Genomic DNA, 24502 nt, shown 5'->3' with positions numbered 1-24502 from the left:
TTAATTTTTTTGATAACCTCCAAAATAGTTTATAGGACTCCAATCCGGAATTGCTTTTGGAGTTGGTGGTGCAAAGGATCTAAAATCAGTATCAGCATACACTACTTTACCGTTTACAACTGTAAGTTTTGATTCTATGTTTAAGATTTTTTCTTCGGGAGTATTAAAATAATCGTCAGAAAGTATGGCAAAATCTGCCAGGTTGTTTGCAGTAAGCATTCCGCGGTCTTTCTCTAAATTAATTAATTGTGCACTTCCGTAAGTAAATAATTTTAATGCTGCTGTTCTGTCCTGAATATTTTCATCTGCCATATATTTCAGTCCGCCCAAAGTTTTTCCTGTTGTTAACCAATACAAACCAACCCATGGATTGTAGCTGGCAACACGGGTTCCATCGGTCCCCATTCCGACTTTGATTCCCATTTCGAGTATCTTTTTAAGCGGAACCGTGTTTGTAGCAGCTGTTTTTCCGTATCTTTTTATAAAGTTTTCTCCCTGATACGCCATTCTGTGCTGAATTGCCAATCCGCCGTTTAAAGCTTTAATTCGTTTTAAGTTTTCTACAGAAACCGTTTCTCCGTGATCAAAGAACCATAAAAGTCCGTTTAGTGGTGTTTCTTTGTTAATGTCTTCAATTACATTCAGGAATCTTGTAATGCTTTCATTATAAGTGGCGTGAATTCTAAACGGCCATCTTTTTTTAATCAATAATGACAAAACTTCTTTTAATTGTCCTTCCATTGCCGGGCTTAATTCCGGTCTTGGTTTATCAAAATTTTCGAAATCTCCTGCGCTCATTACCAGGTTTTCTCCGGCTCCTTGTGCATGATATTCTACTTTAGTATCGTCATGATCGTCACAGCCTTCGCCAATTTCTACTGTACTAACCCATTTGCTGTAGTCATTTAGTTCACTTCCTGCTTTTTGGGCAAATAAGTAATAAGGCATTCTTATGGTAAGATCGCTGTCTTTGCATAAACCGTTTGTTACGCCATAATCGTCAGGGAAATTCTGGAATCCGCCGCCGGCATCGATAATGGCAGTTACGCCAAGACGATTCATTTCGGTCATAAATTGTTTGGTCGAATTTACTTTTTCATCAGGGGTTAATTCCGGAAGTTTAGAAAGTGTCGAGTATAAGATAAAAGCATTTGGCTCAGCAATTAATAATCCGGTTGGATTTCCGTTTGCATCTTTTTCTACCAATCCGCCGTTTGGATTTGGAGTGTTTGCATCAATTTTTAAAGCTGCAATTCCTGCTTTGTTCAAATAGGCGTGACCGTACAAATGCAATACAAAAGCGGGAACATCGCCTGTTGCTTCATTGATTTCTTCCAGGGTTGGCAGTCTTTTTTCTTCAAACTGATATGCATTCCAGCCTCCAACAACGCGAACCCATTGTCCTTTAGGTGTTCTTTGTGCTTGTTCTTTTAGCATTGCCAAAGCTTTTTTAAGAGTACGAACGCCATCCCAGCGCAATTCAGTATTAAAAAATCTTCCACCACGGATAATGTGCATATGCGAGTCGAATATTCCGGGAATGATTACTTTTCCTTTGGCATCAATCAGGGTTGTTTTTTTGTTTTTTAATTTTAAGATATCGCTGTTTTTACCGGTTTTCAGGATTTTTCCATCGGCAATAGCCATCGCTTCAACAATTGTATTTTTATCATCCAGTGTATGAATTACAGCGTGATGAACGATAAGTGTGGCACTTTTGCTTTGAGCGAAAAAAGGCAGGGAAAGTATTAAAAGCAATGCCGTGATTATAATTTTTGGTTTCATAATAATGGTTTTATTAAGATTTTGATAAAAAAAATGGCTGTGCGTTACACAGCCTTTCTTTTAAGAAAAAAACAGTTCGCTGATTTTACTGATTTACTATTGCGAAAACGCTGATTTTATTTATGGTTAATAAGTTTTTCAATCCGTTTTTATCTGCGTTTTCGCAAAAGCTAATCTGTTTTATCTGCGTCAATTTGATTTAGTGTTTTAGCATTTCGTGTGCATATTGAACACCAACACCGTAAGCACCACCATATTTTTTAACTAAATCTGTTACAGGTACATAAGTTTCCTGACGAGCCCAGTCGCGTTGTAATTCTAATAAATATTGTAATGAAGTTACTGGGTGAGCACCAGCCTGAACCATACGTGTTACTGCCATTTCGTGTGCTTCTTTAGAAACATCACCGCTTGCATCTGTAATTACATAAACGTCATAACCTTCGTTGATTGCTGATAATGCTGGTCCTACGATACAAACGCTTGTCCATAAACCTGCAAAAACTAATTTCTTTTTGCCTTTTGCCACTATTGCTTTATGAGCAGGAACATCTTCCCAGGTATTCATTGAAGTACGATCTATGTAGTTTGAAGTTGCTTTTGGGTAAAATTCTTCGATTTCACGAAAAACAGGTCCGCTAAATGATTTTTCGGCAACGGTTGTTACAATTGTAGGAACCTTGAATATTTTTGAAGCGCCGGCAACTAAAGCGGTGTTGTTGCGAAGCTGATCGATTGGAATGTTGTTTACTGCAAATGCCATTTGGCTTTCGTAATCAATAAGAACCAGCGTATGGTTGAAAGGATCTAATTGCGCCGGACTTGGTTTTTGAGCGAATCCTATAAAAGTTACAAATAATAATGCTGCTGTTAAAAGTATTTTTTTCATGATAATTTATTTTTGTTGTGAATAAAAGGTTTTTTTAAAATTATTTTATGTTTGATTCTCAATGTTTTGCATTCAAATAAAATGCCTTGTTTGTAATGTGTTGGTTTTAAAGGGTTTTTCAAAAAAGACAATAAAAGTCCTAACGATATATCGTCAATTTGTTATTGGATATTCGTGAATGAGTTATTTTAAAGCTTTTGATGAATTTTAAAAAGGAAAACTTTGGTACCTAAATTTTTCCTTTTAGATGTAATCGGTGCAGGATTTCTGATTTTAATAAACCGCTTCCTCCTCCAAAATGTTCAATTACTTCGACTTCGGGTTGTTGTTCTAAACAAAAAGAAGTGAACTTTTTTTCGACATGATCTTCGATTCCGGAACTTAGGAGAACAATGTCGATTTTGTGATTTTGAAAATATTCCTGAGCTTCATTCTCGTGATCGAAAGCAACAGCATTCCAATCTTCATTTGCGTTTACAAGTCGAAGCAAAATGGCCAGGATCGCTTCGTTTTTTCCGAGTAATAAGAATTCAAGAGTTTTCATAATCGTTTTTTGTTTAAAGTTGCTAAGATGCTGAGTTACTAAGTTTCTAAGTTTTTTTAGATTTTAATTTTCAGTTTTGTCAGAACTTGTAATTTGTTTTACAAATGTATTAGTTAATTAAAAAGTCATCACTTAATCTAGGACAAGAAAAAAGTTTCTAATTTTCTGAGTCGTTGCTTTTTTAATTTTCAGGTTTTTAATGAACCATTAATTTGTTTGACAAATGTATTAGTTAATTAAAAGATCTTCACTTAATCCAGGACAAGAAAAAAGTTTCTAATTTCTGAGTCATTACTTTTTTAATTTTCAGTTTTTTAATGAACTATTAATTTGTTTGACAAATCTATTGGTTAATTAAAAAGTCTTCACTTAATCCAGGACAAGAAAAAAAGTTTCTAATTTTCTTGTGACTGCCTTTTTTAATTTTTCAGTTTTTTTAAAGAACTATTAATTTGTTTGACAAATGTATGGTGTAACCAAAAGTTTTTGACTTAATCTAGAATAAGAAAGAAGCGATGTGGTGATTTTTGTAAATAATATGCCATGAAATTTAAGTAAATAAAAAACTTAACATTAAAGTTACTTTAAAAGTAAAACGTAACGTAATATAACACAGTAAATTAAGCTTGAATGATTATAAATAAGAAAAAAAAGATGCCGGGAATGAGGAAAGCCGTAATGATTTTTCTAAAGTAGAAAGTAGTTTTGCATCATAGAAATCGATGTAGATGATGTTTTTACCTTTTTGAATATCATTTTCAGATTCTCTATGTGCAACTGTTTTTGGAGAAACAATTTTTTTTTACAATGAAAGTTTGACATATTCATTTTAGGGTGAATACCTTTGTATAAGTTTGCAAGCATACAATAGTCTAATTTTTATCGGGTTTTTAGGTTTGGTTGTTAAAACTGGATCTAAAAACCCTTTTTTTATTAGCTTAATAATAAAAGTCCTGTGATCCAGAAATTAATATAATCCCAATTGATCTTGAATTTTTGAGGAGAAAAACCATAGAAATTTTTAAAAGCTGCTGAAAAATGCGACACATCTTTATAGCCGCATTTATAAGCAACTTCGCTCACAGTCGATGCTTTGCTCTTGAATAACTCTTTTGCATGCTCCATTCTGAGTTTTATAATGTAGCTTTTTACAGTAGTACCAAAACAGGCTTTAAATCCTTTTTTAAGTTTGAATTCATTCAGCGAAATCAATCTTGAAAGTTCTGCCAGTGTAGGGGCATGAACATAATCTTCGTCTAATATGAGTTTTGCCTGTTGTAATTTATTGTAATCATCTTCATCTATTTGATCTTTTTGCACAGGCAAATTGATTATTGCTTCAAGTTGATGTACTAAAAGCTCTTTTACTTTTGTCTCGATATACATTTTTTTTAAGGCACCATTGCGGTTACAATTTTTAATTTCATGAATAACCCATTGAATTGCAGGAGTAAACGGGAGGTATTTTGAAGTAAGATAACTCGATTTCTTAAGCAGGATATTTTTGGAGAATTTTTCATGAAGTTCCCAATCTTCATTGATGATCTGATAATAAAAGTCTTTTGATAATATAATTGACAAATAATTAATCTGCTCAAAAGCCGGAATTTTAAAAGTGGCTTTATAGTTTGTGGTATAAAATATATTGTGTGTATTTTCTTTAGAATATTTTTCAGATTCTAATTGATCGATATGCGCTTCGACATTGTTACAGCAAATAAAATTCATGACTACAGTTTCTTCGTCAATTTCGAATACAATGGTTTGCGGGGTCGAAAAATACATCTGAGTATCAAGTATAACCATTCCTTGAGTAATAAGATGGCTGCTTTTTATAATTTCAGAATCACTGTTTTTTATATTGATACTTTCTGCTGTCAATTGATTTTTAGAGTAATAATTATCGCCAATTTCAATTTTGATAATTGAGTTTTCGTGTGCTAAAATTTTCGATCTGATTTTCAAAATATAATCCGTTTTTACAAAATAATAATCCGTTTTTCCCTATCTTTTTTCAAGTTGTTGATGGTACTTTTGCGGCAAAGTTATTTATAATTAGTCTAATTAAAGATATGACAACTCACAAATTTTTATTTTTTAGTATATTTTTTCTCTTTTCGTTGGTATCATTTTCTCAGCAAAATCAAGGAGTTTCAGTTTCAGGACAGGTTATCGAAAATTCCGGACAAACAATTCCTTATGCTTCAGTTGCAATTGAAAAAACTGATTTAAGCATGATTGCAGATGAAAACGGAAAGTTTGTTTTTAAAAATATAACACCAGGAAAGTACACTTTAAAAATTACGGCAATTGGTTTTGCAACTCAAAAAAAACATGTCGAAGTTTCTGATCGTGATTCAAATTTTTCATTTCAGTTAGAAAGCGAATTAAATGAGCTGGAAAACATAACCGTTTTAGGACGTTCGCAAACAGATAAAGTAAATAAACAATCGTATAGCGTAACTGCAATTGATGCTAAAAAACTGCATAATTCTACATTAGATCTGGCGCATGCCTTAGACAGGGTTTCCGGAGTTCGTGTTCGTGAAGCGGGAGGTGTAGGTTCAAGATCTGAACTTTCTATTAATGGTTTTCAGGGTAATCAGGTAAAGGTGTTTATTGACGGAGTGCCTATGGATAATTTTGGATCGTCGTTTCAAATGAATAATATTCCCATAAATCTTGCAGATCGTGTAGAAGTTTACAAAGGAGTTGTGCCCATATGGTTAGGCGGCGATGCGCTGGGCGGAGCAGTAAATATTGTTACCAACAGCAAACCAAGAACTTTTGTAGATGCGTCATATTCTTTTGGATCATTTAATACACATCGAAGCAGTATAAACGCAGGATATACTTCTAAAAGTGGTTTTACTACTGAAATCAATGCTTTTCAGAATTATTCTGATAACAATTATTGGGTAAATGTAGACGTAGCCGATTTGAATACAGGGGCTTATTTTCCTAATCAGCGTGTAAAAAGGTTTCATGATAAATACCGAAACGAAACTGTGATTGTGAATATTGGTCTGACAGGAAAAAAATATGCAGATAAATTATTATTCGGTTTTACAGCCGGAGAAAATAAAGCCGATATCCAGACCGGGGCCAGAATGGTAAGTGTATTTGGACAGGTGTATCGAAAAGGAAACATTTTGATGCCAACTTTAAAATATCAGGTAAAAGATCTGTTTACAAAAGGCCTTAATTTGAATCTTACCGGAAATTTCAACTTTGGTGAAGAACAAAATGTAGATACAGTTTACAGAAGATACAATTGGTTTGGCGATTATAGAGAATATGCAGGTTTAGGCGGGGAGAGAAGTCGTACACTGCGAAAATTTAAAAACAATAATGGTGTAACAACAGCTAATGCTACTTATGCTTTGGGAGAAAGACACTCTTTTATGCTTAACAACACTTTTACGACTTTTGATCGTAAGGAAAGTGATGAGCTGGTTCCGGAATCATTAGTTTATAAACAGCCTAAAAAAACGCAAAAGAACGTTTTAGGAATGGGATATAAATTTGATTATAATGAAAAATGGAGTACTTCTGTATTCTTAAAAGACTATTCCTTAAAAACCACTTATTCCAGAAGTTATAATCCGTCTGGAAATGCAGGAGATATTGCGTACCAACAATATGTAGATCATACGACAACTACCGGTTATGGCGCAGCAACGAGTTATTACTTAAGGCATAATCTACAACTAAAAGCTTCATTCGAAAAGAGTTACCGATTGCCAACTCCAGAAGAAATTTTTGGAAATGTAAATGATAATTTAGAAGGAAATCTTGCCTTAAAACCTGAAACCAGTAACAACTTTAATGTAGGTGCAAGTTATCAGACGAGCTTTAATAAAGTAAACGCTTTATCGTTTGATGTCAATCTTTTGCATAGAAATGCGACTGATTTTATTCGTCCAACACTTAATAATAATCAAACCATGACTACCAATGTTAATCAGGGCAAGGTTACTAATTATGGTATAGATGGAGAGATTCGATATTCGTACAAAACGAGATTTACGGCGGGATTGAATGCAACGTATCAAAATATTCGAAATATGACTGAATATGAACCGAATCAAAATTATGTTTCTCCTTTTTACAAAGACAGAGTGCCTAATATGCCTTTCCTTTTTGGTAATGCCGATGCGACTGTGTTTTTTAATGATCTTATAAAAAAAGGAAATAATCTATCTGTTGGCTACAATTTATTATACGTGCACACCTACTATTTGTCTTGGCCAAGTATGGGAAGCAAGGATAGTAAATTAGAAATTCCGCAGCAATTCAGTCACGATATAAATGCTGTTTATACACTGGCAAACGGAAAATACAATATTGCTTTAGAATGTAAAAATCTATTGGATAATAAGCTTTATGATAATTTTTCGCTTCAAAAACCAAGTAGAGCATTCTATATAAAATTCAGATATTTTTTTACCAAATCACATAATTAATTTAAATACAAATACACAATAACATGAAAAAAAATAGCAAATTAGCTTTATTAGCTTTGGTCGCATTTACAACATTCTCTTGCAGCAGCGATTCTGATAAATCAGGAAATGAAACAGGTGGAGGAGTTGATACAGGAAAAACAAAATATATCATTACAGCCACTACAGGAGCAGCAGGAATTGCAGATTATTTATTGACGACTGATGATATTTCTAAAGGATCAATTACTACAACAGGAAACGGAATTGAGCAAGATGGTTCATATCGCTATTATATTACGGCTCAAAACAACTTTTTTAGTTTATTATACGGACAAGGAAATCCGGGAGCTGTAACGACTTATAACTTAACTACTGAAGGAAAACTGGTTAAGAAATCAGATTTTCAGGCAGAAACAGTGCACGTTTTTGCGGCTGTAAACAAAGATATATTAACGATTAAAGTACCAAGAAGCGGTGCTGCTTCTATTGCTTCTATGTATAAAATCGATGCCGAAAAATCATTAATTACCGGCGAAGCACAACAAGACACTAAAAAATTGGCAGGAAACGGCGAAAGAGCGTTTTTTACCTGGGCAACTCAGGTTGGTGATAAAGTATTTATGCCGTATATGAGTATAAAAGGTGACGGAGTTGATAATTTTGGTACAGTAAATCCGGATAGTACATGGGTTGCGGTATACAATTATCCGGAACTTAAATTAGAAAAAGTAATCAAAGATAACCGTACAAGTTATTTAGGGGCTTATTTTACAAATGGTCTTTATCAGGATGAAAATGGAGATGCTTACGGATTCTCCAGTGCTGCAGCAACCAGTAATTCGGTTTTAACGTCTACTAAACCATCTGCAGTAGTGAAAATTAAAAAAGGGACTACAGAATTTGATAAAACCTATTTCTTTAATGTAGAAGAAAAATCAGGTGGATATAAAATTGCCTCATCAAGCTACATTTCTAAAGGAAAAGTTTTATTGCAAATGTATGGTACTCCGGGAACCAATAAAGGAGCGGCAAAACTTGCAGTTGCTGATGTGTATGCACAAACCTTTACATGGGTAAAAGATGCGCCTTTAGAAATTAGTTTTACAACAGTAAACAGATATAATCTTGTTTCTGAAGATGGTAATTCTGCTGTTGTAGGGATCAATACTCCTGAAGGAAACTGGATTTATACTATTAATGGTACAACTGGTGTAGCTACAAAAGGTATGAAAGTTGAAGGCGGTCAAATCACTGCAATTGCAAAATTAAAATATTAAAAATTGGTTTCTTTTGAGCCGTAGGCCTTTCGGGGCCTGCGGTTTTTTTATTTATCTTTTATACGCTACAAAATATGTTTTCTTCATCAAAATCAAATCCTAATAAGAAAAAAAGTAAAAAATCGCTTTTTAAGCGCGTCATGGCCTGGCTGCATTTATGGCTTGGTTTGGCATCCGGAATTATTGTTGTTATTGTGAGTGTAACAGGTTGCATTTATGTTTTTGAAAATGAAATTAAAGATTTTATTGAAGACTGGCGTTTTGTAGAACCTCAGGAAAAAGCTTTTTTACTGCCGTCGCAATTAATTACAATTGCTGATAAAACCATGAAAGGCAAACATGCAACAAGTGTTACTTTTGGAGCCAAAGACGACGCTGCTATTGTGGGTTATTTTACTCAGAAAAAGGAAGGTGGTAAAGATAAAGAGGGCAAAAATTCTGGTAAAACAGGAGAAGGTAAACAAAGAAAACAAAATCTTGCCCAAAGCGATAAAACAAAATCACCCGAAAAAGGACAGGGTAAAGGGAAAGAAAAAGGTAAAGAAGAAAAATCAAAAAACAGAAGAGGCGGTATTTTTACCAGCGTTTACATGAATCCTTATACGGGTGAGGTATTAAATGTAAAATCAGTTTCAAGAAGTGATTCTCCTGATTTTTTTAGATTTATCTTAAATGGTCACCGTGCTTTGTGGCTGCCTTATGATATTGGTCGACCAATTGTGGGTGTGGCAATCCTAATTTTTGTTTTCTTATTAATATCTGGAATAGTTTTGTGGTGGCCTGTAAAATGGATCAAATCAATTAGGGATAAAAGTTTTAAAATCAAATGGTCTGCAAGTTTTAAGCGCGTTAATTATGATATGCATAATGTACTTGGTTTTTATAGTATGATTTTTCTTTTGTTCATCTCTTTTACAGGTTTAGTCTGGAGTTTTGGCTGGTGGAGTAAATCTTTATATTGGGTAACATCCGGAGGAAAACCTTTAGTTGAAAGCAGGGAATCTCCAAAATCTGACACAACTCATGTTAAAACCTTTGAATTATCTACGGTCGATAAAGTTTTGTTGAATATCACAAAAGAAAACCCTCAGGCTGCAGGAATTTTAGTGACTGTACCGGAGAAACCGGCAGACGTTATTGGCGCATTTGTTTACAAACAAAAAAATACGTTCTATAATATGGACCGTTACAGTTTTGATCAGCAAACACTTAAAGAAATTTCGATAAAAACACCATTTTCGGGTAAATATATAGAAGCGAATATTCCGGATAAAATTCGAAGAATGAATTACGATATTCACGTAGGAAGTGTTTTGGGACTTACTGGAAAGTTTATGGCATTTTTTGCCAGTTTAATTTCTGCTAGTTTGCCTATTACCGGATTTTTAATTTGGTGGGGAAAACAGAAATTTGGAAAAAAACCGGCTACATCTTCAAAAGTTCCTGCAAAAAGAACTCCTGTTATAAAACCTAAAGCAGTTCCTGAAAAGGAATTATCTCTTTAAATATCTTATAAGATACTGTTTTTGATTTTTTTTTGATGTTAATTAAAAAGGCGAAACTTTATTAGTTTCGCCTTTTTCGTTTACTGTTTTTATAAAAGATAACCGTGAGTTCTAAGCCATTCTTCGCAATCTCTCGTCCAGAATTTACTGGTGTCTTTTACTCCTAAACCAAAACCGTGTCCGCCTTTTTCATAGATATGTAATTCAGCCGGAACTGCATTTTTTTTAAGTGCCAAATAAAAATTAATACTGTTTTCAGGTAAAACAACTGTATCATCTGTAGCATGTACTAAAAATGTTGGTGGAGTCTGAGCGGTAACTCTTTTCTCGTTAGAAAATGAATCCAATAATTCCGAAGAAGGTTTATTGCCCAATAAGCTCACTTGCGATCCTTTGTGTGTAATGTCATTTTGCATGGATATTACTGGATAAATCAAAAGTGAAAAATCCGGACGTGCACTTATTTTAGATGCTTCATAAACTTTGTCATCGTAATGAGTGGACAAAGTCGATGCTAAATGTCCTCCGGCAGAGAATCCCATAATACCAATTTTAGTGGGATCAATATTAAATTTTGCGGCATTTTGTCTCACATAACGCACTGCTTCCTGAGCATCCTGTAATGGGCCAATATTTTTATTTTTCATGATTTTATCGCTCGGCAGTCTGTATTTTACCACAAAAGCTGCGATTCCTAAACTGTTAAACCATTGGGCGACTTTTGTGCCTTCTTTATCAATAGCAAGATGTTGATATCCTCCTCCCGGGAAAATAAGAACTGCAGCCTGATTGGGTTTGCTTTGTGCCGGTAAAAAGACACTTAAAGTAGGTATTGTAACTAAACTTGTGCTTTGTACTTTACCATCAGTAATGCTTTCGTTTTCCTTATAATCAGATGCTTTTATTTCGCCGGGGATTTTATCCCAAAGCGGAATGATCTGGTTTTGAGTTTGTGCCTGAATTGTAATTCCTATAAATAATGCAAGAATTAATAATGCTTTGTTCCAGTGGTAATTTTTTAAAGTTTTCAATTTTATAATGAATTAGTTGAATATTATTTTTTTAGGACAGACTTCCAAAAATAGAACTTTTTTATTGATTGAGTAGTTAAATAAGGTTAAAACGCCATTTTTATTTTCAAAAGAATGGAGCATTGATTATGCATTTGAAAGTGTTGGTTTCAGTACAATTTTACCCCTAAATAAGGACAAATTTCGCATGATAGCTTTTAACAAATATATTGTTTAATGTGTAATTTTGTATTAGTTTTTTTACTTGATGTGTTTATTTAAGAGGTTAAAATAATTTTTTTTACAATTTATTTGGAATATAAAGATTAAAAACTATATTTGTGCAATCGATTACATTAATTTGATTTGTTGTATTTAATGCATTGATTTTAATGTCTTTGTATTGGGTTTTGATTAACGAGTTAAATGACCAAAAAAATATCAATTTATAATCACCTTTACTATGAACCAACCACCAGACGCAGTTATCAGCCAAAACAAGAAATCTACCGGAACCTATCGATGGAGTATTTGCGCATTATTATTTTTTGCAACAACTATTAATTACTTAGACAGACAGGTTCTTTCCTTGACATGGAGTGATTTTATTGCGCCTGAATTTCATTGGACAAATAATGATTACGGAAATATTACAGCATTATTCTCTATTTTTTATGCTGTTTCTTTATTGTTTGCCGGTCGATTTGTAGACTGGTTAGATACTAAAAAAGGATTTCTTTGGGCAATAGGTATATGGTCTTTAGGAGCTTGTCTCCATGCATTTTGTGGTATTGCAACTGCCGGTATCATTACAGGAAACTGGTTTGTAGGTTTTGAAGGTGCAAAAGACGCAATTGATCTTGTTCAGGATACCGGAATGGTAATTAATGTAAGTGTTACATTATTCATTTTTGCCCGTTTTGTTCTGGCAGTAGGTGAGGCAGGGAACTTTCCGGCAGCGATTAAAACCACAGCAGAATATTTTCCTAAAAAAGATAGGGCTTTTTCGACTAGTATTTTTAATGCAGGTGCAACTGTTGGAGCATTGGCAGCCCCTATATCGATTCCATTTATTGCTAAATCCTTCGGATGGGAAATGTCTTTTATTATCATTGGGGCTTTAGGTTTTGTATGGATGGGTTTTTGGATTTTTATGTATGATAAACCGGAACGTCACCCAAAAGTTAGTCCTGAAGAATTAGAATATATTCGACAAGATGATGTTGCAGATAGTAAATTAGTAGGTTATATACCTGAAACTACTACTAAAGTATCTTTTGTAGAGTGCTTTAAATACAAACAAACCTGGGCTTTTGCTTTTGGTAAATTTATGACAGATGGTGTTTGGTGGTTCTTTTTGTTCTGGACTCCGGCGTATTTAAGTTCTGTTTACGGAATGGATTCTACTCAGGCCGCTTTGCCATTGTTTGTGTTATATATGATTACACTACTTTCTATAATTGGAGGCTGGCTTCCAACTTATTTTGTAGAGAAAAAAGGAATGAACCCTTATGAAGGAAGAATGAGAGCGATGTTAATTTTTGCCTTCTTCCCATTATTAGCCTTAATAGCACAACCGTTAGGATATATAAGTTACTGGATTCCGGTAATTATCATTGGTATTGCAGGAGCGGCGCATCAATCGTGGTCAGCAAATATCTTTACGACTGTTGGAGATATGTTTCCTAAAAAAGCAATTGCAACAATTACAGGAATTGGTGGTCTTGCCGGAGGTGTAGGATCTACCATCATCAATAAAGGTTCAGGAGTATTGTTTGACCATGCCAAAGAAACCAATATGTCATTTATGGGCTTTCACGGAATTGAAGCCGGATATTTTATCATTTTCTCTATCTGTGCCGTTTGTTATTTAACAGGCTGGATCGTAATGAAAACATTAGTGCCTAAATACAGTCCAATTACTAATCTTTAATATTTATAATGCAATAATACCACCAACTAACTAACCCAACCAAAAACCAACCAACATCATGAATCAAGCTAATGCAGCAATCGGTAAATACCGCTGGACTATTTGTAGTTTAGTATTTTTTGCAACCACTGTTAATTATCTGGATCGAAATGTAATAAGTTACCTGCGTCCTTTTTTAGCAGAAGCTTTTCACTGGACGCCGGAACAAGAAGTGATTGATTATTCGAATATTGAGTTGGCTTTTAAAATTGCATATGCAATGGGAATGCTTGTTGCAGGTGGGATTATTGATAAATTAGGAACAAAATTAGGATATGCAATTGCAACCGGTTTGTGGAGTTTAGCTGCCATTGGTCACGCATTTGCAACCGGAACAGGAGGTTTTTTAATAGCACGTGTATTTTTAGGAATTACCGAAGCAGGAAATTTTCCTGCGGCTATAAAAGCAACAGCCGAATGGTTTCCGCAAAAAGAAAGAGCATTAGCAACCGGAATTTTTAATTCAGGAAGTAATATCGGGGCCATTATTGTGCCGTTATCTGTTCCTTTTATAGCAGAAAATTATGGATGGCAATGGGCTTTTATCCTTACCGGAATTGTTGGTTTTGTGTGGCTGGCTTTATGGTTTCTTTTTTATGAAGTGCCTCAAAAGCAAAAACGTTTGTCTCAGGCAGAATTGGAATATATTACGGCTGATCAGGTTGTAAAAGAAGAAGTTGAAGATACTGAAAAAGTCTCCTGGATAAAATTGCTTTCGTTTCGTCAAACCTGGGCTTTTGCCATTGGTAAATTATTGACAGATCCGGTTTGGTGGTTTTATTTATTCTGGTTGCCGGATTTCCTGATGAAACAATATAAACTGACTGCTACAGAAATTATCTGGCCTTGTGCGTTGGTTTATGTCATAGGAAGTGTAGGAAGCATTGGCGGAGGCTGGTTGCCTTTAAAACTAATAAACAACAATTGGCCGGCTTATAAGGCACGAAAAACAAGTATGCTGCTGTATGCATTTGCGGTTTTGCCGGTTTTATTTTCTCAATATTTAGGGGCAATAAATATGTGGTGGGCAATTTTAGTTATTGGTTTTGCAGTTTCTGCACATCAGGCATGGAGCGCTAATATTTTTACAACAGTGTCTGATATGTTTCCTAAAAAAGCGACTGCATCCGTAACCGGAATAGGTGGAATGTTTGGAGCTCTTGGAGGTATTTTGCTGACTCTGGTAGTACAAAAAAATATGTTCGTTTATTATACCAGAATAGGTAAAATAGAAACAGGATATTTCATCATGTTTTGTATTTGCGGAGCAGCTTATTTACTGGCATGGCTCATCATGCATATTTTAGTTCCAAGAATGAAAAAGGTAGAATTGTAAACTTTATATCTTAAAAATAAAATAAATTTTGGTTTCAATTATGGTTTTTAAAGATAAAAATCTAATTTTGTGCAATCGATTACATTAAATTAAAAATTATGACAAAATATAGTTCAAGATACGCGTCAAGCCCGGAAGCTGTAAAAAAATATGATACTCAGGAATTACGAAATGAATTCTTAATTGATGATTTAATGCAGGAAGATGAGATTGTGTTAACATACTCTCATTATGACAGATACATTGCAGGATCTGCGGTTCCGGTAAAAGGAGATTTAACATTAGAAAGTATCGATCCGCTTAAAGCGCCATATTTTTTAGAAAGAAGAGAAATAGGGATTATCAATGTTGGAGGAAGCGGTTCTGTAGTTGTTGAAGGAACAACTTATGAGTTAGGATTCAAAGATGCTTTATACATCGGAAGCGGCAATAAAGAAGTGATCTTTAAAAGTAATGACAGTAATAATCCTGCTAAGTATTATATCAACTCTGCACCGGCACACACTACATACCCAACGGTAAAAGTGAGTCTTCCAGAAGCAAATAAATTAGAATTGGGTACAGTAGAAACAGCCAATCACCGTACGGTAAACCAAATGATTATTGGCAGCGTTGTTACAACTTGCCAATTGCAAATGGGAATGACGGAATTAAGAACCGGAAGTGTCTGGAATACTATGCCGGCACACGTACACGATCGTCGTATGGAAGTTTATTTCTATTTAGATATTCCGGAAAATCAGGCCGTTTGTCATTTTATGGGACAGCCACAGGAGACAAGACATATCTGGATGAACAACCATCAGGCAGTTATTTCTCCGCCATGGTCGATTCACTCAGGTTCAGGAACGAGTAATTATACTTTTATCTGGGGAATGGCTGGTGAGAATTTAGATTACGGAGATATGGATGTTTGTAAAATTACAGATTTAAGATAAGAACCATGACAAACTTATTTGATATAAAAGGAAAAATTGCCCTGATTACAGGAAGTACGCATGGACTGGGAATGGCAATGGCAAAAGGATTGGGTCAGGCCGGAGCAACAATTGTTGTAAACGGAAATTCATCTCAGCAAAAAATTGATGATGCAGTAAAAGAACTTCAAAATGAAGGAATTAATGCTGTTGGTTATAAATTTAATGTAACGGATGAGCAGGAAGTTATTGCTGCTGTGAAGAAAATTGAAAGTGAAGTTGGACCAATTACTATCTTGATCAACAACGCAGGAATTATCAAAAGAATTCCGTTAATCGAAATGGAAGTTGCTGACTTTAAAGAAGTAATTGATATTGATTTAGTAAGTCCTTTTATTGTTTCTAAGCATGTTGCAAAAGGAATGATTGAAAGAAGACAAGGAAAAATAATCAACATTTGCTCAATGATGAGCGAACTGGGCCGTAATACGGTTGGTGCATATGCTGCTGCGAAAGGCGGATTGAAAATGCTGACCAAAAATATGGCTACAGAATGGGCAAAATACAACGTTCAGATCAACGGAATTGGACCTGGATATTTTGCTACAGAACAAACAAAACCTATCAGAGTAGACGGACATCCTTTTAATGATTTTATCATTAGCCGTACTCCGGCAGCAAAATGGGGAGATCCAGGTGATTTAGCCGGAGCTGCAATATTTTTATCTTCAAAAGCAAGTGACTTTGTTAATGGTCATATTTTATATGTAGATGGAGGAATCCTGGCTACAATTGGTAAGCCATCAAACGAAGCATAATTCTCAATTATATTAAAAAGACATGAGCGCAAATCAAACATTCATAAACGATAACTTTTTACTTGAAAATAAATTCGCGGAAGAGTTATACCATAATTACTCTAAAAATCAACCAATAATTGATTATCACAATCACCTGAATCCTCAGTTTATTGCCGAAGATAAAATTTTTGACAATATCACTCAGGTTTGGATCAACGGTGATCACTACAAATGGCGTGCAATGCGTACATTAGGAATAAATGAGCAATTTGTAACCGGAAATGGTTCTGATAAAGATAAATTCTTAAACTGGGCAAAAACAGTTCCGTATACGATGCGTAATCCTTTGTATCACTGGACACACTTAGAATTAGCGCGTTATTTTGATATTTATGATCTGCTGAATGAAAAATCTGCAGAGAAAATTTATATCGAAACTACAGAGAAAATTAATTCTCAGGCTTACAGTACACAAAACCTTCTTAAAAAAGTAAACGCTGAATTAGTTTGTACTACAGAAGACCCTATTGATAGTTTGGAGTTTCACCAGAAACTGACAAAAAATCCAATTGGGACTAAAATGAGTACGGCTTTCAGACCTGATAAAGCCATCCTTATTTCTAATGATGGTTATAATGCATATCTGGACACATTAGGGGATGTGTCCGGAGTTGCAATTAATACTTATGCAGATTTATGCAGTGCATTAAAAAACAGAATTGAATTCTTTAACCAACACGGTTGCAAATTAAGTGATCACGGTTTAGATCAGATTTATTTTGAAGAATTTACAGAAAGTGAAGTAAATGCGATTTTCAAAAAGAAAAGAGAAAACAGAATTATAAGCCCTGAAGAGGCATTAAAATTCCAGAGTGCCATATTGTTATTCTTGTCTGAGACTTATCATCAGTTTGGCTGGATACAACAATTTCATTTAGGTGCCTTAAGAAATAATAATGCCCGTATGCACAGAATTTTAGGACCTGATACAGGTTGGGATTCTATTGGAGATTATCCTCAGGCGCAAAAATTATCAAGTTTCTTAAATGCTTTGGACAGTAAAGATAAATTGACTAAAACAATCATTTATAACTTAAATCCTGCTGATAATGAAGTAATGGCAACCATGATTGGAAATTTCAATGACGGAAGCGTTCGCGGAAAAGTACAGTTTGGTTCAGGTTGGTGGTTTTTAGATCAAAAAGACGGAATGACCAAACAGTTAAATGCACTTTCGAACATGGGGTTAATTAGCTGTTTCGTAGGAATGCTGACAGATTCAAGAAGTTTCCTTTCTTTCCCAAGACATGAATATTTCAGACGTATTTTATGTAATCTTTTAGGAGATGAAATCAAACGCGGTGAATTGCCAAATGATATGGAATGGATTGGGAAACTGGTTTCTGATATTTCATATAACAACGCAAAAGAATATTTCAAGTTTTAAGAGCACAGAGAAGAGAGCAAAGAATAGAGAACATAGAATAAAGAGGAAAGAAGAGGGTTTTAGTAATAAGGCTTATAATCTTTTTAATCATAGAATCTGTGGCAAAAAAATAACCATTAATATACTGAGCTTAATTTTCTTAATCTCTTAATGATAAAAAAATAAATCTTTTACTGGTAAACAATATAACAATATGAGTAAAGTAGTTGCATTCGGAGAAATCATGTTGCGTCTTTCTACAGAGAGGCACTTGCGTTTTTCACAAGCTAAAGCATTTGGAGCTTCTTATGGAGGAGGTGAATTTAATGTATGTGTGTCTTTGGCAAATTATGGTTTAAATGCAGAATTTGTAACAAGATTACCAGATAATGAAATTGGTGCTTCGGCATTAAAAGAAATGCGAAAAATGAACGTAGAGTCTAAAAACATAGTTTATGGAGGCGAACGTTTAGGAATTTATTTTCTTGAAACCGGTGCAGGAACACGTGGCAGCAATGTTGTTTACGATCGTGCGCACAGTTCTATGGCAACGATCCAGAAAGGTACTATCGACTGGGAAAAAGTGCTGGAAGGTGCAAGCTGGTTTCATTGGAGCGGTATTACGCCGGCAATTTCTCAAAGTGCTGCCGAAGCCTGTTTAGAAGCGATTAAAGTAGCGCATAAACTTGGAATTACCATTTCATGCGACTTAAACTACAGATCAAAATTGTGGCAATATGGCAAAACGCCAAGTGATGTTATGCCGGAAATGCTAAAATACAGCAATGTTATCTTAGGAGATATTGATACTGCTTATTTTATGATGGGAATTCCAAAAGTGAATCCTAATTATCAGGATGAGAAATCTTTACCTGTTTTATATACTAAATTGTTTGAATTGATTCCTAACCTTAAAACAGTAGCCACTACATTACGTTATTCTGTAAGTGCTTCTCATCAAAGGATTGGAGGTATTTTGTTCGACGGAAAAGCTATTTATCAGGCTGCCGTAAAAGAAGTTACGCCGGTTGTCGATCGTGTAGGAAGCGGTGATGCTTTTATGGGAGGACTAATTTACGGATTGCAGCAATATGAAAATAATAACCAGAGAGCTCTTGATTTTGCAGTAGCTGCTTGTTGCTTAAAACACACGATTGCAGGAGATTATAATCTGGTTACTTTAAAAGAAGTTGAAAATATGATAGATGGTGATGGTTCTGCATTAGTGTCTAGATAATTAATATAAATATGGCAAAATATTCAAGAATTGAAGTGGCATTGCAAATGAAAGAAAACGGAATGGTTCCGTTGTTTTTTCATTCAGATATCGAAATAAGCAAGAAAGTATTAAAAGCTTGTTATGATGGCGGTTCACGATTAATGGAATTTACAAGCAGAGGCTATTTTGCCCATGAAGTTTTTGGAGCATTAAATAAGTATGCTCTGGCAGAATTACCGGGAATGATGTTGGGAGTAGGTTCAATAACAGATGCTGCAGCAGCTTCATTATACATGAGTTTAGGAGCTAATTTTATTGTAACTCCGGTTTTTAGAGAAGATATCGCAATAGCTTGTAATCGTCGTAAAGTGCTGTGGTCACCAGGTTGCGGAACACTTACAGAAATTGCAAGAGCGGAAGAATTAGGTTGCGAAATAGTTAAATTATTCCCGGGTGATATTTATGGACCGGAGTTTATAAAAGCCATAAAAGGACCTTGCCCATGGACGAATATTATGCCAACAGGAGGCGTTTTGCCAACTCTGGAAAGCCTGACTTCATGGATCAATGCAGGTGCAACCTGTGTAGGGATTGGGTCACAGTTAATTTCTAAAGATATACTGGACAATCAGGATTTTGAAGGTTTAAAAAACAAAGTAAGTAGCGTTCTTGACATTATAAAAAATATTAGAAAATAAATAAGGAGTAATCATGCCAATTCCTTATTTAAGATTGCGTTTTTTTTAGATTTTAGAAATTGTAATTGAGCATTACGCTTGCAAAATTAAACTTGTCATTCCTCACAGCAAGATTTATTTTCCTCACACAAGTGTAATGTTTCTTTTACAAGTTTGAAGAAGTTTCAAAAGAAAAAATAAGGTATTTAAATGTGATTATTTATAACGGTTTAAAGAAATTTTAAGATGAAAAAATTAAATAGAATAAATACAGGATTAGAAACGTTACAGCCAATTAAGGTCGTTCAGTTTGGAGAAGGTAACTTTTTAAGAGCTTTTGTTGACTACGCTTTTCACAAACTAAATAAAGAAGTTGATTTTAATGCCGGTATTGCAATAGTTCAACCCTTGAAAGATGGTATGGTAAACCTGATCAATGATCAGGACGGTCTTTATACTTTGTTTATGAACGGAATTAAAAAAGGCGAAAAGATACAAGATATTGAGTTAATTACTAATATTGTAAAGACTATAAACCCATACACTGAATTTGCAAATTATTTGGCCTTAGCCAAAGAAGAAGAACTTCAGTTTATTGTTTCTAATACTACTGAAGCTGGAATTGAATTCATTGAAAGTGATACTCCGGACATGCAGCCGCCCGTGTCATTTCCTGCAAAGCTGACGGTTTTATTATATGAAAGATTTAAACATTTTAATGGAGATGCTTCTAAAGGAGTAACAATCATTCCTTGTGAATTGATTGATTATAACTCAGAGACGCTGAAAAAATATATTTTGCAATATTGCGATACATGGAAGTTAGAAGATGCATTTAAAACTTGGGTATCAGATGCTTGTACGTATCACAGTACTTTGGTTGACAGAATTGTTCCTGGATATCCAAGAGCTGAAATTGAAGAATACAATAATAAATTAGATTATCAGGATAATTTAATTGTTGCTGCTGAACCTTTTTTCCTGTGGGCTATTGAAGGTGGAGACGCTTTAAAAGCAAAATTGCCTTTTCATAAAACAGATTTGAATGTAAAAATCGTTGATGATATACGTCCTTTTAAAATGATTAAAGTTCGTATTTTAAACGGTGCGCATACGGCAATGGTTCCTTTTTCACTTTTGTATGGCAACAAATTAGTAATGGAAACTGTTAACGGAGATTTTACCGGAAAATTTGTAAATAGCGTTATTAGTGAAATTAGTGAAACGCTGGATATGGACAAAAATGAAATTACGGCCTATACTGAGGAGGTAATGGACCGATTTAAAAATCCGTTTATCAAACATGCACTTGCTGATATTGCATTAAATTCTGTCTCGAAATTCAAAGTAAGAGTTTTACCTAGTTTATTAGGATATTATAAAGCTAACAAAAAACTGCCTGTTAATTTGACTTTTTCATTAGCGAGTTTAATTCGTTTCTACAAAGGAACATGGGATGGTCAGAGTTTACCGGTAAAAGATAATGAAGATATTGTTTCGTTTTTTGATGGTTTATGGAAATCAGATGATTATGAAAAAATAGCTAGACTTACATTGCAAAACAAAAGTTTCTGGGATGAAGATTTAACTGAAATTCAGGGATTAACAAAAGCGATTACAATTGCTTTAGAAGAAATTGATGCAAATGGTATAGAAAATGGTTTTGCCAATTTTCAAAAACAAATAAATACAACAACACAGAAAGCTTAGTTATGGCAACGCAAAAAAAATTAATAAAAGTTCATCCTACTGATAACGTAGCAGTAGCTTTGGTGAATCTTTCGGCAGGTGAGGTGATTAACTTTGAAGGTGAAGATGTCACTGTTGAGACTGATGTAAAAATGAAACATAAAATCGCAATGGTTCCTTTTAATGTAGGGGACAGGATTATTATGTATGGTGTTTTAGTAGGTAAAGCCAGTGCAAGAATCGAAAGAGGAGGATTGCTTTCTACTTCAAACGTAAAACACGAAAGTGATAAAGTAACCGGTAAAACGGAAACTATTGGCTGGAATGCGCCAAATATTGATAAATGGAAAGACAGAACATGGCAGGGTTATCATAGAGAAGACGGACAGGTAGGAACTGAAAATGTATGGTTGTTTTTTCCGCTGGTATTTTGTGAAAACAGAAATATCGAAATCTTGAAAGATATCTTCGAGAAAGAATTAATGAAACCTAAAGAGAACGATTATCAATTATTGCTTCGTTCTTTGGTAAAAACAGAAACTGGCGGTGCGGGTAATGAAGCTGCTTCTAATGATGCTAATTTATTCAATAATATCGAAGTAAAATTCATCACGCATCAAGGCGGTTGTGGCGGTATTCGTCAGGATTCTCATAGTCTGGCTAAATTATTGGCCGGTTATGTAAATAATCCTAACGTGGCCGGAGCAACGGTATTGAGTTTAGGATGCCAGAATTTACAAATTCAGATCTTTAAAGATGCTTTAGATGCCATTAATCCAGACAGTAAAAAGCCTGTTTTAATTTACGATCAGCAACAAATAGGAACTATCGAAACAATGCTTAGCAGTGTTGTAAAAGATACTTTTGAAGCGATTAAAAAAGCGAATGAAATAAAGAGAGAACCGGCTCCATTATCTAAATTAAGAATTGGATTGGAATGTGGTGGATCTGACGGATTCTCTGGAATTTCTGCTAATCCAACATTGGGAGTGTTATCGGATCATTTAGTTGCTTTAGGAGGAACTACAATTCTTTCTGAATTTCCTGAATTATGCGGAGTAGAACAGGAATTGGTAAATCGTTGTGTAGATGATAAGGACGGAAAACGTTTCTTAGACTTAATGCAATGGTACGAAAAAACAGTTGTAGATGCAGGTTCAGGATTTGATATGAATCCGTCTCCGGGGAACATTAAAGACGGTTTGATTACAGATGCAATGAAATCGGCGGGTGCTGCTAAAAAAGGTGGGACTTCGCCAATTACAGGTGTTTTCGATTATGGGGAATATATTAACGAACCAGGCTTTACATTGTTGTGTACCCCTGGAAACGATGTTGAATGTACAACTGCAATGGTAGGTTCTGGTGCAAATATGGTATTGTTTACAACAGGTCTGGGGACTCCAACAGGAAACCCAATTGCCCCTGTAGTGAAGATTTCATCAAACACTCAGTTAGCAAACAAAATGTCGGATATTATCGATATTGATACTGGCGGAATTATCACCGGAGAAAAATCAATCGATGAAATGGCTGATGAAATGTTAGAATTCATTATAGAAGTTGCAAGTGGTACAATCAAAACCAAAGCTGCAATCTTAAATCAAAATGACTTTATTCCTTGGAAAAGAGGAGTTTCTTTATAGTTTTTTACCATATAAGTGATATAGTTTATTTCAGTTTAGAGGTACTATTAAGTAAGAAATAAAAAAAATGCAGTTCTTTCAAGAACTGCATTTTTATTTTAAATCATATTTACAATAATAAATTATCCGCAAACCTAAAATGAACTTATATCACTTATATGGTTTAAAAAAAAAACTAATAGCTAGTTCTTTGATGATGATTTACGAATGTGTAATTCAGGAGCAAGAACTACCTTTTTTTCGATTTTAATAGTATCGGTTTTGTCTACCTGTTCCAGAAAAACACGAGCAGACATTTTTCCCATTTCAAGCGGTGACTGGTCTACAGAAGTAATTGATAATTCCATGAATTTGGTAAAAGGCTCATTACTGAAACCTGCTACACAAAAATCTTTCGGAATACTTATATTTCTTTCTTTCAATTCCTGAATAGCACCCAAAGCAGCAAAATCACTTGAAGAAAATATGGCATCCGGTGGGGTTTCCAATTGTAATAAAATGTCAACAGCTTCTTTTCCGGCTTCTACCATACTTTTTACCGGAATCACGTATTCTTCTTTAAAAATCATTCCGTTGTCGAGTAAAGCCTGTTTGTATCCTAAAAACCTGTTCTTGAAAATCTCAAGAGACTGATCTCCTGATAAATGGGCTATACACCTGCAGCCTTCATTGATTAAATGTTTTGTAGTAAGGTATCCACCTTTAAAGTCGTTGATTGTTACGGAGCTAACGCCATCAATATGTTTGCTACGGTCAAAAAATATTAAAGGAACATTTTTTTCCAAAACATTTCTAAAAGCACCATCATTTTCATTAGTAACATCGGTAACCGACATTAGGATTCCATCAACTTGTGCGTCTATTAGTGTATATAAATTTTCGTTTTCTCTTTTTGGACTTTCATGGGTCTGGCAAATAATTACCTGATAACCATGTGGATGAAGCTCTTCTTCAATACCTCTAATGACAGATGCAAAGAAATTGCTGTCGATACGGGGAACAATAACACCTATATTATTACTTCGACCGCTTTTTAATGCTAAAGCAAGTTTGTTTTGCTTATAATTCATTGCAGCCGCAGTTTTAATAACCAACTCACGCGTGCTCTCTTTTATCTTAGGATTATTATTTAAAGCCCTGGAAACCGTAGCAGCAGTGATATTTAATTTTTCAGCAATATCGTAAATGGTTATTTTTTCGCTCATTAATATAGGTTTTTCAGTTAAATTCTAGACAAAAATACATTTTTTTTTATAACGTTACACAAATTGTTATCGATTACCATAATTTATAATTAAAACGTTTTCGTCTCTACAATGATAATAAATTATATGTTTTTTTACATTAAGTGTAATTATATTT

The 24502-nt window shown here is 34.5% G+C and carries 18 protein-coding genes; 12 read left to right on the top strand and 6 right to left on the bottom strand.

The genetic code is table 11. The features are described from left to right. The 4 genes from RC62_RS00155 to RC62_RS00140 all read right to left on the bottom strand — a co-directional run bounded on the left by RC62_RS00155 (window position 1) and on the right by RC62_RS00140 (window position 5183). Window positions 1-1785 carry an amidohydrolase gene (locus tag RC62_RS00155; protein WP_055091415.1) on the bottom strand — a complete coding sequence of 595 codons (1785 nt, stop codon included), beginning with the start codon at window positions 1783-1785 and terminating at the stop codon, window positions 1-3. Window positions 1786-1984: 199 nt separating this feature from the next. After that, window positions 1985-2674 carry a hydrolase gene (locus RC62_RS00150; protein ID WP_055091413.1) on the bottom strand — a complete coding sequence of 230 codons (690 nt, stop codon included), beginning with the start codon at window positions 2672-2674 and terminating at the stop codon, window positions 1985-1987. 229 nt (window positions 2675-2903) lie between these two features. Beyond that, window positions 2904-3218, bottom strand: a complete 315-nt coding sequence (locus RC62_RS00145) for a hypothetical protein (protein ID WP_055091411.1) — start codon at window positions 3216-3218, stop codon at window positions 2904-2906. A 933-nt stretch (window positions 3219-4151) separates the two neighbouring features. Next, the gene (locus RC62_RS00140) at window positions 4152-5183 is read right to left on the bottom strand and encodes a helix-turn-helix domain-containing protein (RefSeq protein WP_055091409.1); all 1032 of its coding nucleotides are present in this window, start codon (window positions 5181-5183) and stop codon (window positions 4152-4154) included. A 107-nt stretch (window positions 5184-5290) separates the two neighbouring features. On the opposite strand from RC62_RS00140, the gene RC62_RS00135 reads away from it, so the two are divergent. The 3 genes from RC62_RS00135 to RC62_RS00125 all read left to right on the top strand — a co-directional run bounded on the left by RC62_RS00135 (window position 5291) and on the right by RC62_RS00125 (window position 10448). Continuing rightward, window positions 5291-7684: a TonB-dependent receptor gene (locus RC62_RS00135; protein ID WP_055091406.1), complete on the top strand. Its 2394-nt coding sequence runs from the start codon at window positions 5291-5293 to the stop codon at window positions 7682-7684. Window positions 7685-7707: 23 nt separating this feature from the next. Further along, window positions 7708-8943 carry a DUF4374 domain-containing protein gene (locus tag RC62_RS00130; protein ID WP_055091403.1) on the top strand — a complete coding sequence of 412 codons (1236 nt, stop codon included), beginning with the start codon at window positions 7708-7710 and terminating at the stop codon, window positions 8941-8943. 74 nt (window positions 8944-9017) lie between these two features. After that, complete coding sequence (locus RC62_RS00125) at window positions 9018-10448, top strand: PepSY-associated TM helix domain-containing protein (protein ID WP_055091401.1); 1431 nt, start codon at window positions 9018-9020, stop codon at window positions 10446-10448. A gap of 89 nt (window positions 10449-10537) precedes the next feature. On the opposite strand, the gene RC62_RS00120 is transcribed toward RC62_RS00125, so the two are convergent. Further along, a complete protein-coding gene (locus RC62_RS00120; protein WP_055091399.1) occupies window positions 10538-11479 on the bottom strand; it encodes an alpha/beta hydrolase in 942 nt (313 codons plus the stop codon). Window positions 11480-11921: 442 nt separating this feature from the next. Between RC62_RS00120 and RC62_RS00115 the strand changes: the two genes are divergently transcribed. The 9 genes from RC62_RS00115 to RC62_RS00075 all read left to right on the top strand — a co-directional run bounded on the left by RC62_RS00115 (window position 11922) and on the right by RC62_RS00075 (window position 23140). Beyond that, window positions 11922-13391, top strand: a complete 1470-nt coding sequence (locus tag RC62_RS00115) for an MFS transporter (protein ID WP_055091397.1) — start codon at window positions 11922-11924, stop codon at window positions 13389-13391. A gap of 58 nt (window positions 13392-13449) precedes the next feature. Continuing rightward, window positions 13450-14766, top strand: coding sequence for an MFS transporter (locus RC62_RS00110; RefSeq protein ID WP_055091395.1), 1317 nt, complete (start codon window positions 13450-13452; stop codon window positions 14764-14766). Window positions 14767-14864: 98 nt separating this feature from the next. Beyond that, the gene (kduI, locus tag RC62_RS00105) at window positions 14865-15704 is read left to right on the top strand and encodes a 5-dehydro-4-deoxy-D-glucuronate isomerase (RefSeq protein WP_082421182.1); all 840 of its coding nucleotides are present in this window, start codon (window positions 14865-14867) and stop codon (window positions 15702-15704) included. 5 nt (window positions 15705-15709) lie between these two features. Next, on the top strand, window positions 15710-16501 hold the full coding sequence (locus tag RC62_RS00100) for a gluconate 5-dehydrogenase (protein WP_055091391.1): 792 nt from the start codon (window positions 15710-15712) through the stop codon (window positions 16499-16501). Window positions 16502-16523: 22 nt separating this feature from the next. Then, a complete protein-coding gene (gene uxaC, locus RC62_RS00095) occupies window positions 16524-17930 on the top strand; it encodes a glucuronate isomerase (RefSeq protein ID WP_055091389.1) in 1407 nt (468 codons plus the stop codon). A 193-nt stretch (window positions 17931-18123) separates the two neighbouring features. Further along, complete coding sequence (locus RC62_RS00090) at window positions 18124-19146, top strand: sugar kinase (protein ID WP_055091388.1); 1023 nt, start codon at window positions 18124-18126, stop codon at window positions 19144-19146. An 11-nt stretch (window positions 19147-19157) separates the two neighbouring features. Then, window positions 19158-19826 (top strand): bifunctional 4-hydroxy-2-oxoglutarate aldolase/2-dehydro-3-deoxy-phosphogluconate aldolase, encoded by a 669-nt coding sequence (locus tag RC62_RS00085; protein ID WP_055091386.1) that lies wholly within the window; start codon window positions 19158-19160, stop codon window positions 19824-19826. Window positions 19827-20051: 225 nt separating this feature from the next. After that, on the top strand, window positions 20052-21515 hold the full coding sequence (locus RC62_RS00080; protein ID WP_055091384.1) for a tagaturonate reductase: 1464 nt from the start codon (window positions 20052-20054) through the stop codon (window positions 21513-21515). 2 nt (window positions 21516-21517) lie between these two features. Beyond that, on the top strand, window positions 21518-23140 hold the full coding sequence (locus tag RC62_RS00075) for a UxaA family hydrolase (RefSeq protein WP_055091382.1): 1623 nt from the start codon (window positions 21518-21520) through the stop codon (window positions 23138-23140). Window positions 23141-23322: 182 nt separating this feature from the next. On the opposite strand, the gene RC62_RS00070 is transcribed toward RC62_RS00075, so the two are convergent. After that, complete coding sequence (locus RC62_RS00070; protein ID WP_055091380.1) at window positions 23323-24345, bottom strand: LacI family DNA-binding transcriptional regulator; 1023 nt, start codon at window positions 24343-24345, stop codon at window positions 23323-23325. Window positions 24346-24502 lie beyond the last annotated feature (157 nt).

Origin of the sequence: Flavobacterium aquidurense (assembly GCF_001404985.1) — a bacterium.
GTDB classification, from domain to species: domain Bacteria; phylum Bacteroidota; class Bacteroidia; order Flavobacteriales; family Flavobacteriaceae; genus Flavobacterium; species Flavobacterium aquidurense_B.
The sequence above is the reverse complement of the archived record's forward strand: the minus strand, read 5'-3'. Positions and strand labels throughout refer to the sequence as shown.

Bases quoted from the DNA above. Each gene is read 5' to 3' on its own strand.
- RC62_RS00155 (WP_055091415.1), bottom strand. From the start codon at position 1,785: ATGAAACCAAAAATTATAATCACGGCATTGCTTTTAATACTTTCCCTG.
- RC62_RS00150 (WP_055091413.1), bottom strand. From the start codon at position 2,674: ATGAAAAAAATACTTTTAACAGCAGCATTATTATTTGTAACTTTTATA.
- RC62_RS00145 (WP_055091411.1), bottom strand. From the start codon at position 3,218: ATGAAAACTCTTGAATTCTTATTACTCGGAAAAAACGAAGCGATCCTG.
- RC62_RS00135 (WP_055091406.1), top strand. From the start codon at position 5,291: ATGACAACTCACAAATTTTTATTTTTTAGTATATTTTTTCTCTTTTCG.
- RC62_RS00130 (WP_055091403.1), top strand. From the start codon at position 7,708: ATGAAAAAAAATAGCAAATTAGCTTTATTAGCTTTGGTCGCATTTACA.
- RC62_RS00125 (WP_055091401.1), top strand. From the start codon at position 9,018: ATGTTTTCTTCATCAAAATCAAATCCTAATAAGAAAAAAAGTAAAAAA.
- RC62_RS00115 (WP_055091397.1), top strand. From the start codon at position 11,922: ATGAACCAACCACCAGACGCAGTTATCAGCCAAAACAAGAAATCTACC.
- RC62_RS00110 (WP_055091395.1), top strand. From the start codon at position 13,450: ATGAATCAAGCTAATGCAGCAATCGGTAAATACCGCTGGACTATTTGT.
- kduI (WP_082421182.1), top strand. From the start codon at position 14,865: ATGACAAAATATAGTTCAAGATACGCGTCAAGCCCGGAAGCTGTAAAA.
- RC62_RS00100 (WP_055091391.1), top strand. From the start codon at position 15,710: ATGACAAACTTATTTGATATAAAAGGAAAAATTGCCCTGATTACAGGA.
- uxaC (WP_055091389.1), top strand. From the start codon at position 16,524: ATGAGCGCAAATCAAACATTCATAAACGATAACTTTTTACTTGAAAAT.
- RC62_RS00090 (WP_055091388.1), top strand. From the start codon at position 18,124: ATGAGTAAAGTAGTTGCATTCGGAGAAATCATGTTGCGTCTTTCTACA.
- RC62_RS00085 (WP_055091386.1), top strand. From the start codon at position 19,158: ATGGCAAAATATTCAAGAATTGAAGTGGCATTGCAAATGAAAGAAAAC.
- RC62_RS00080 (WP_055091384.1), top strand. From the start codon at position 20,052: ATGAAAAAATTAAATAGAATAAATACAGGATTAGAAACGTTACAGCCA.
- RC62_RS00075 (WP_055091382.1), top strand. From the start codon at position 21,518: ATGGCAACGCAAAAAAAATTAATAAAAGTTCATCCTACTGATAACGTA.
- RC62_RS00070 (WP_055091380.1), bottom strand. From the start codon at position 24,345: ATGAGCGAAAAAATAACCATTTACGATATTGCTGAAAAATTAAATATC.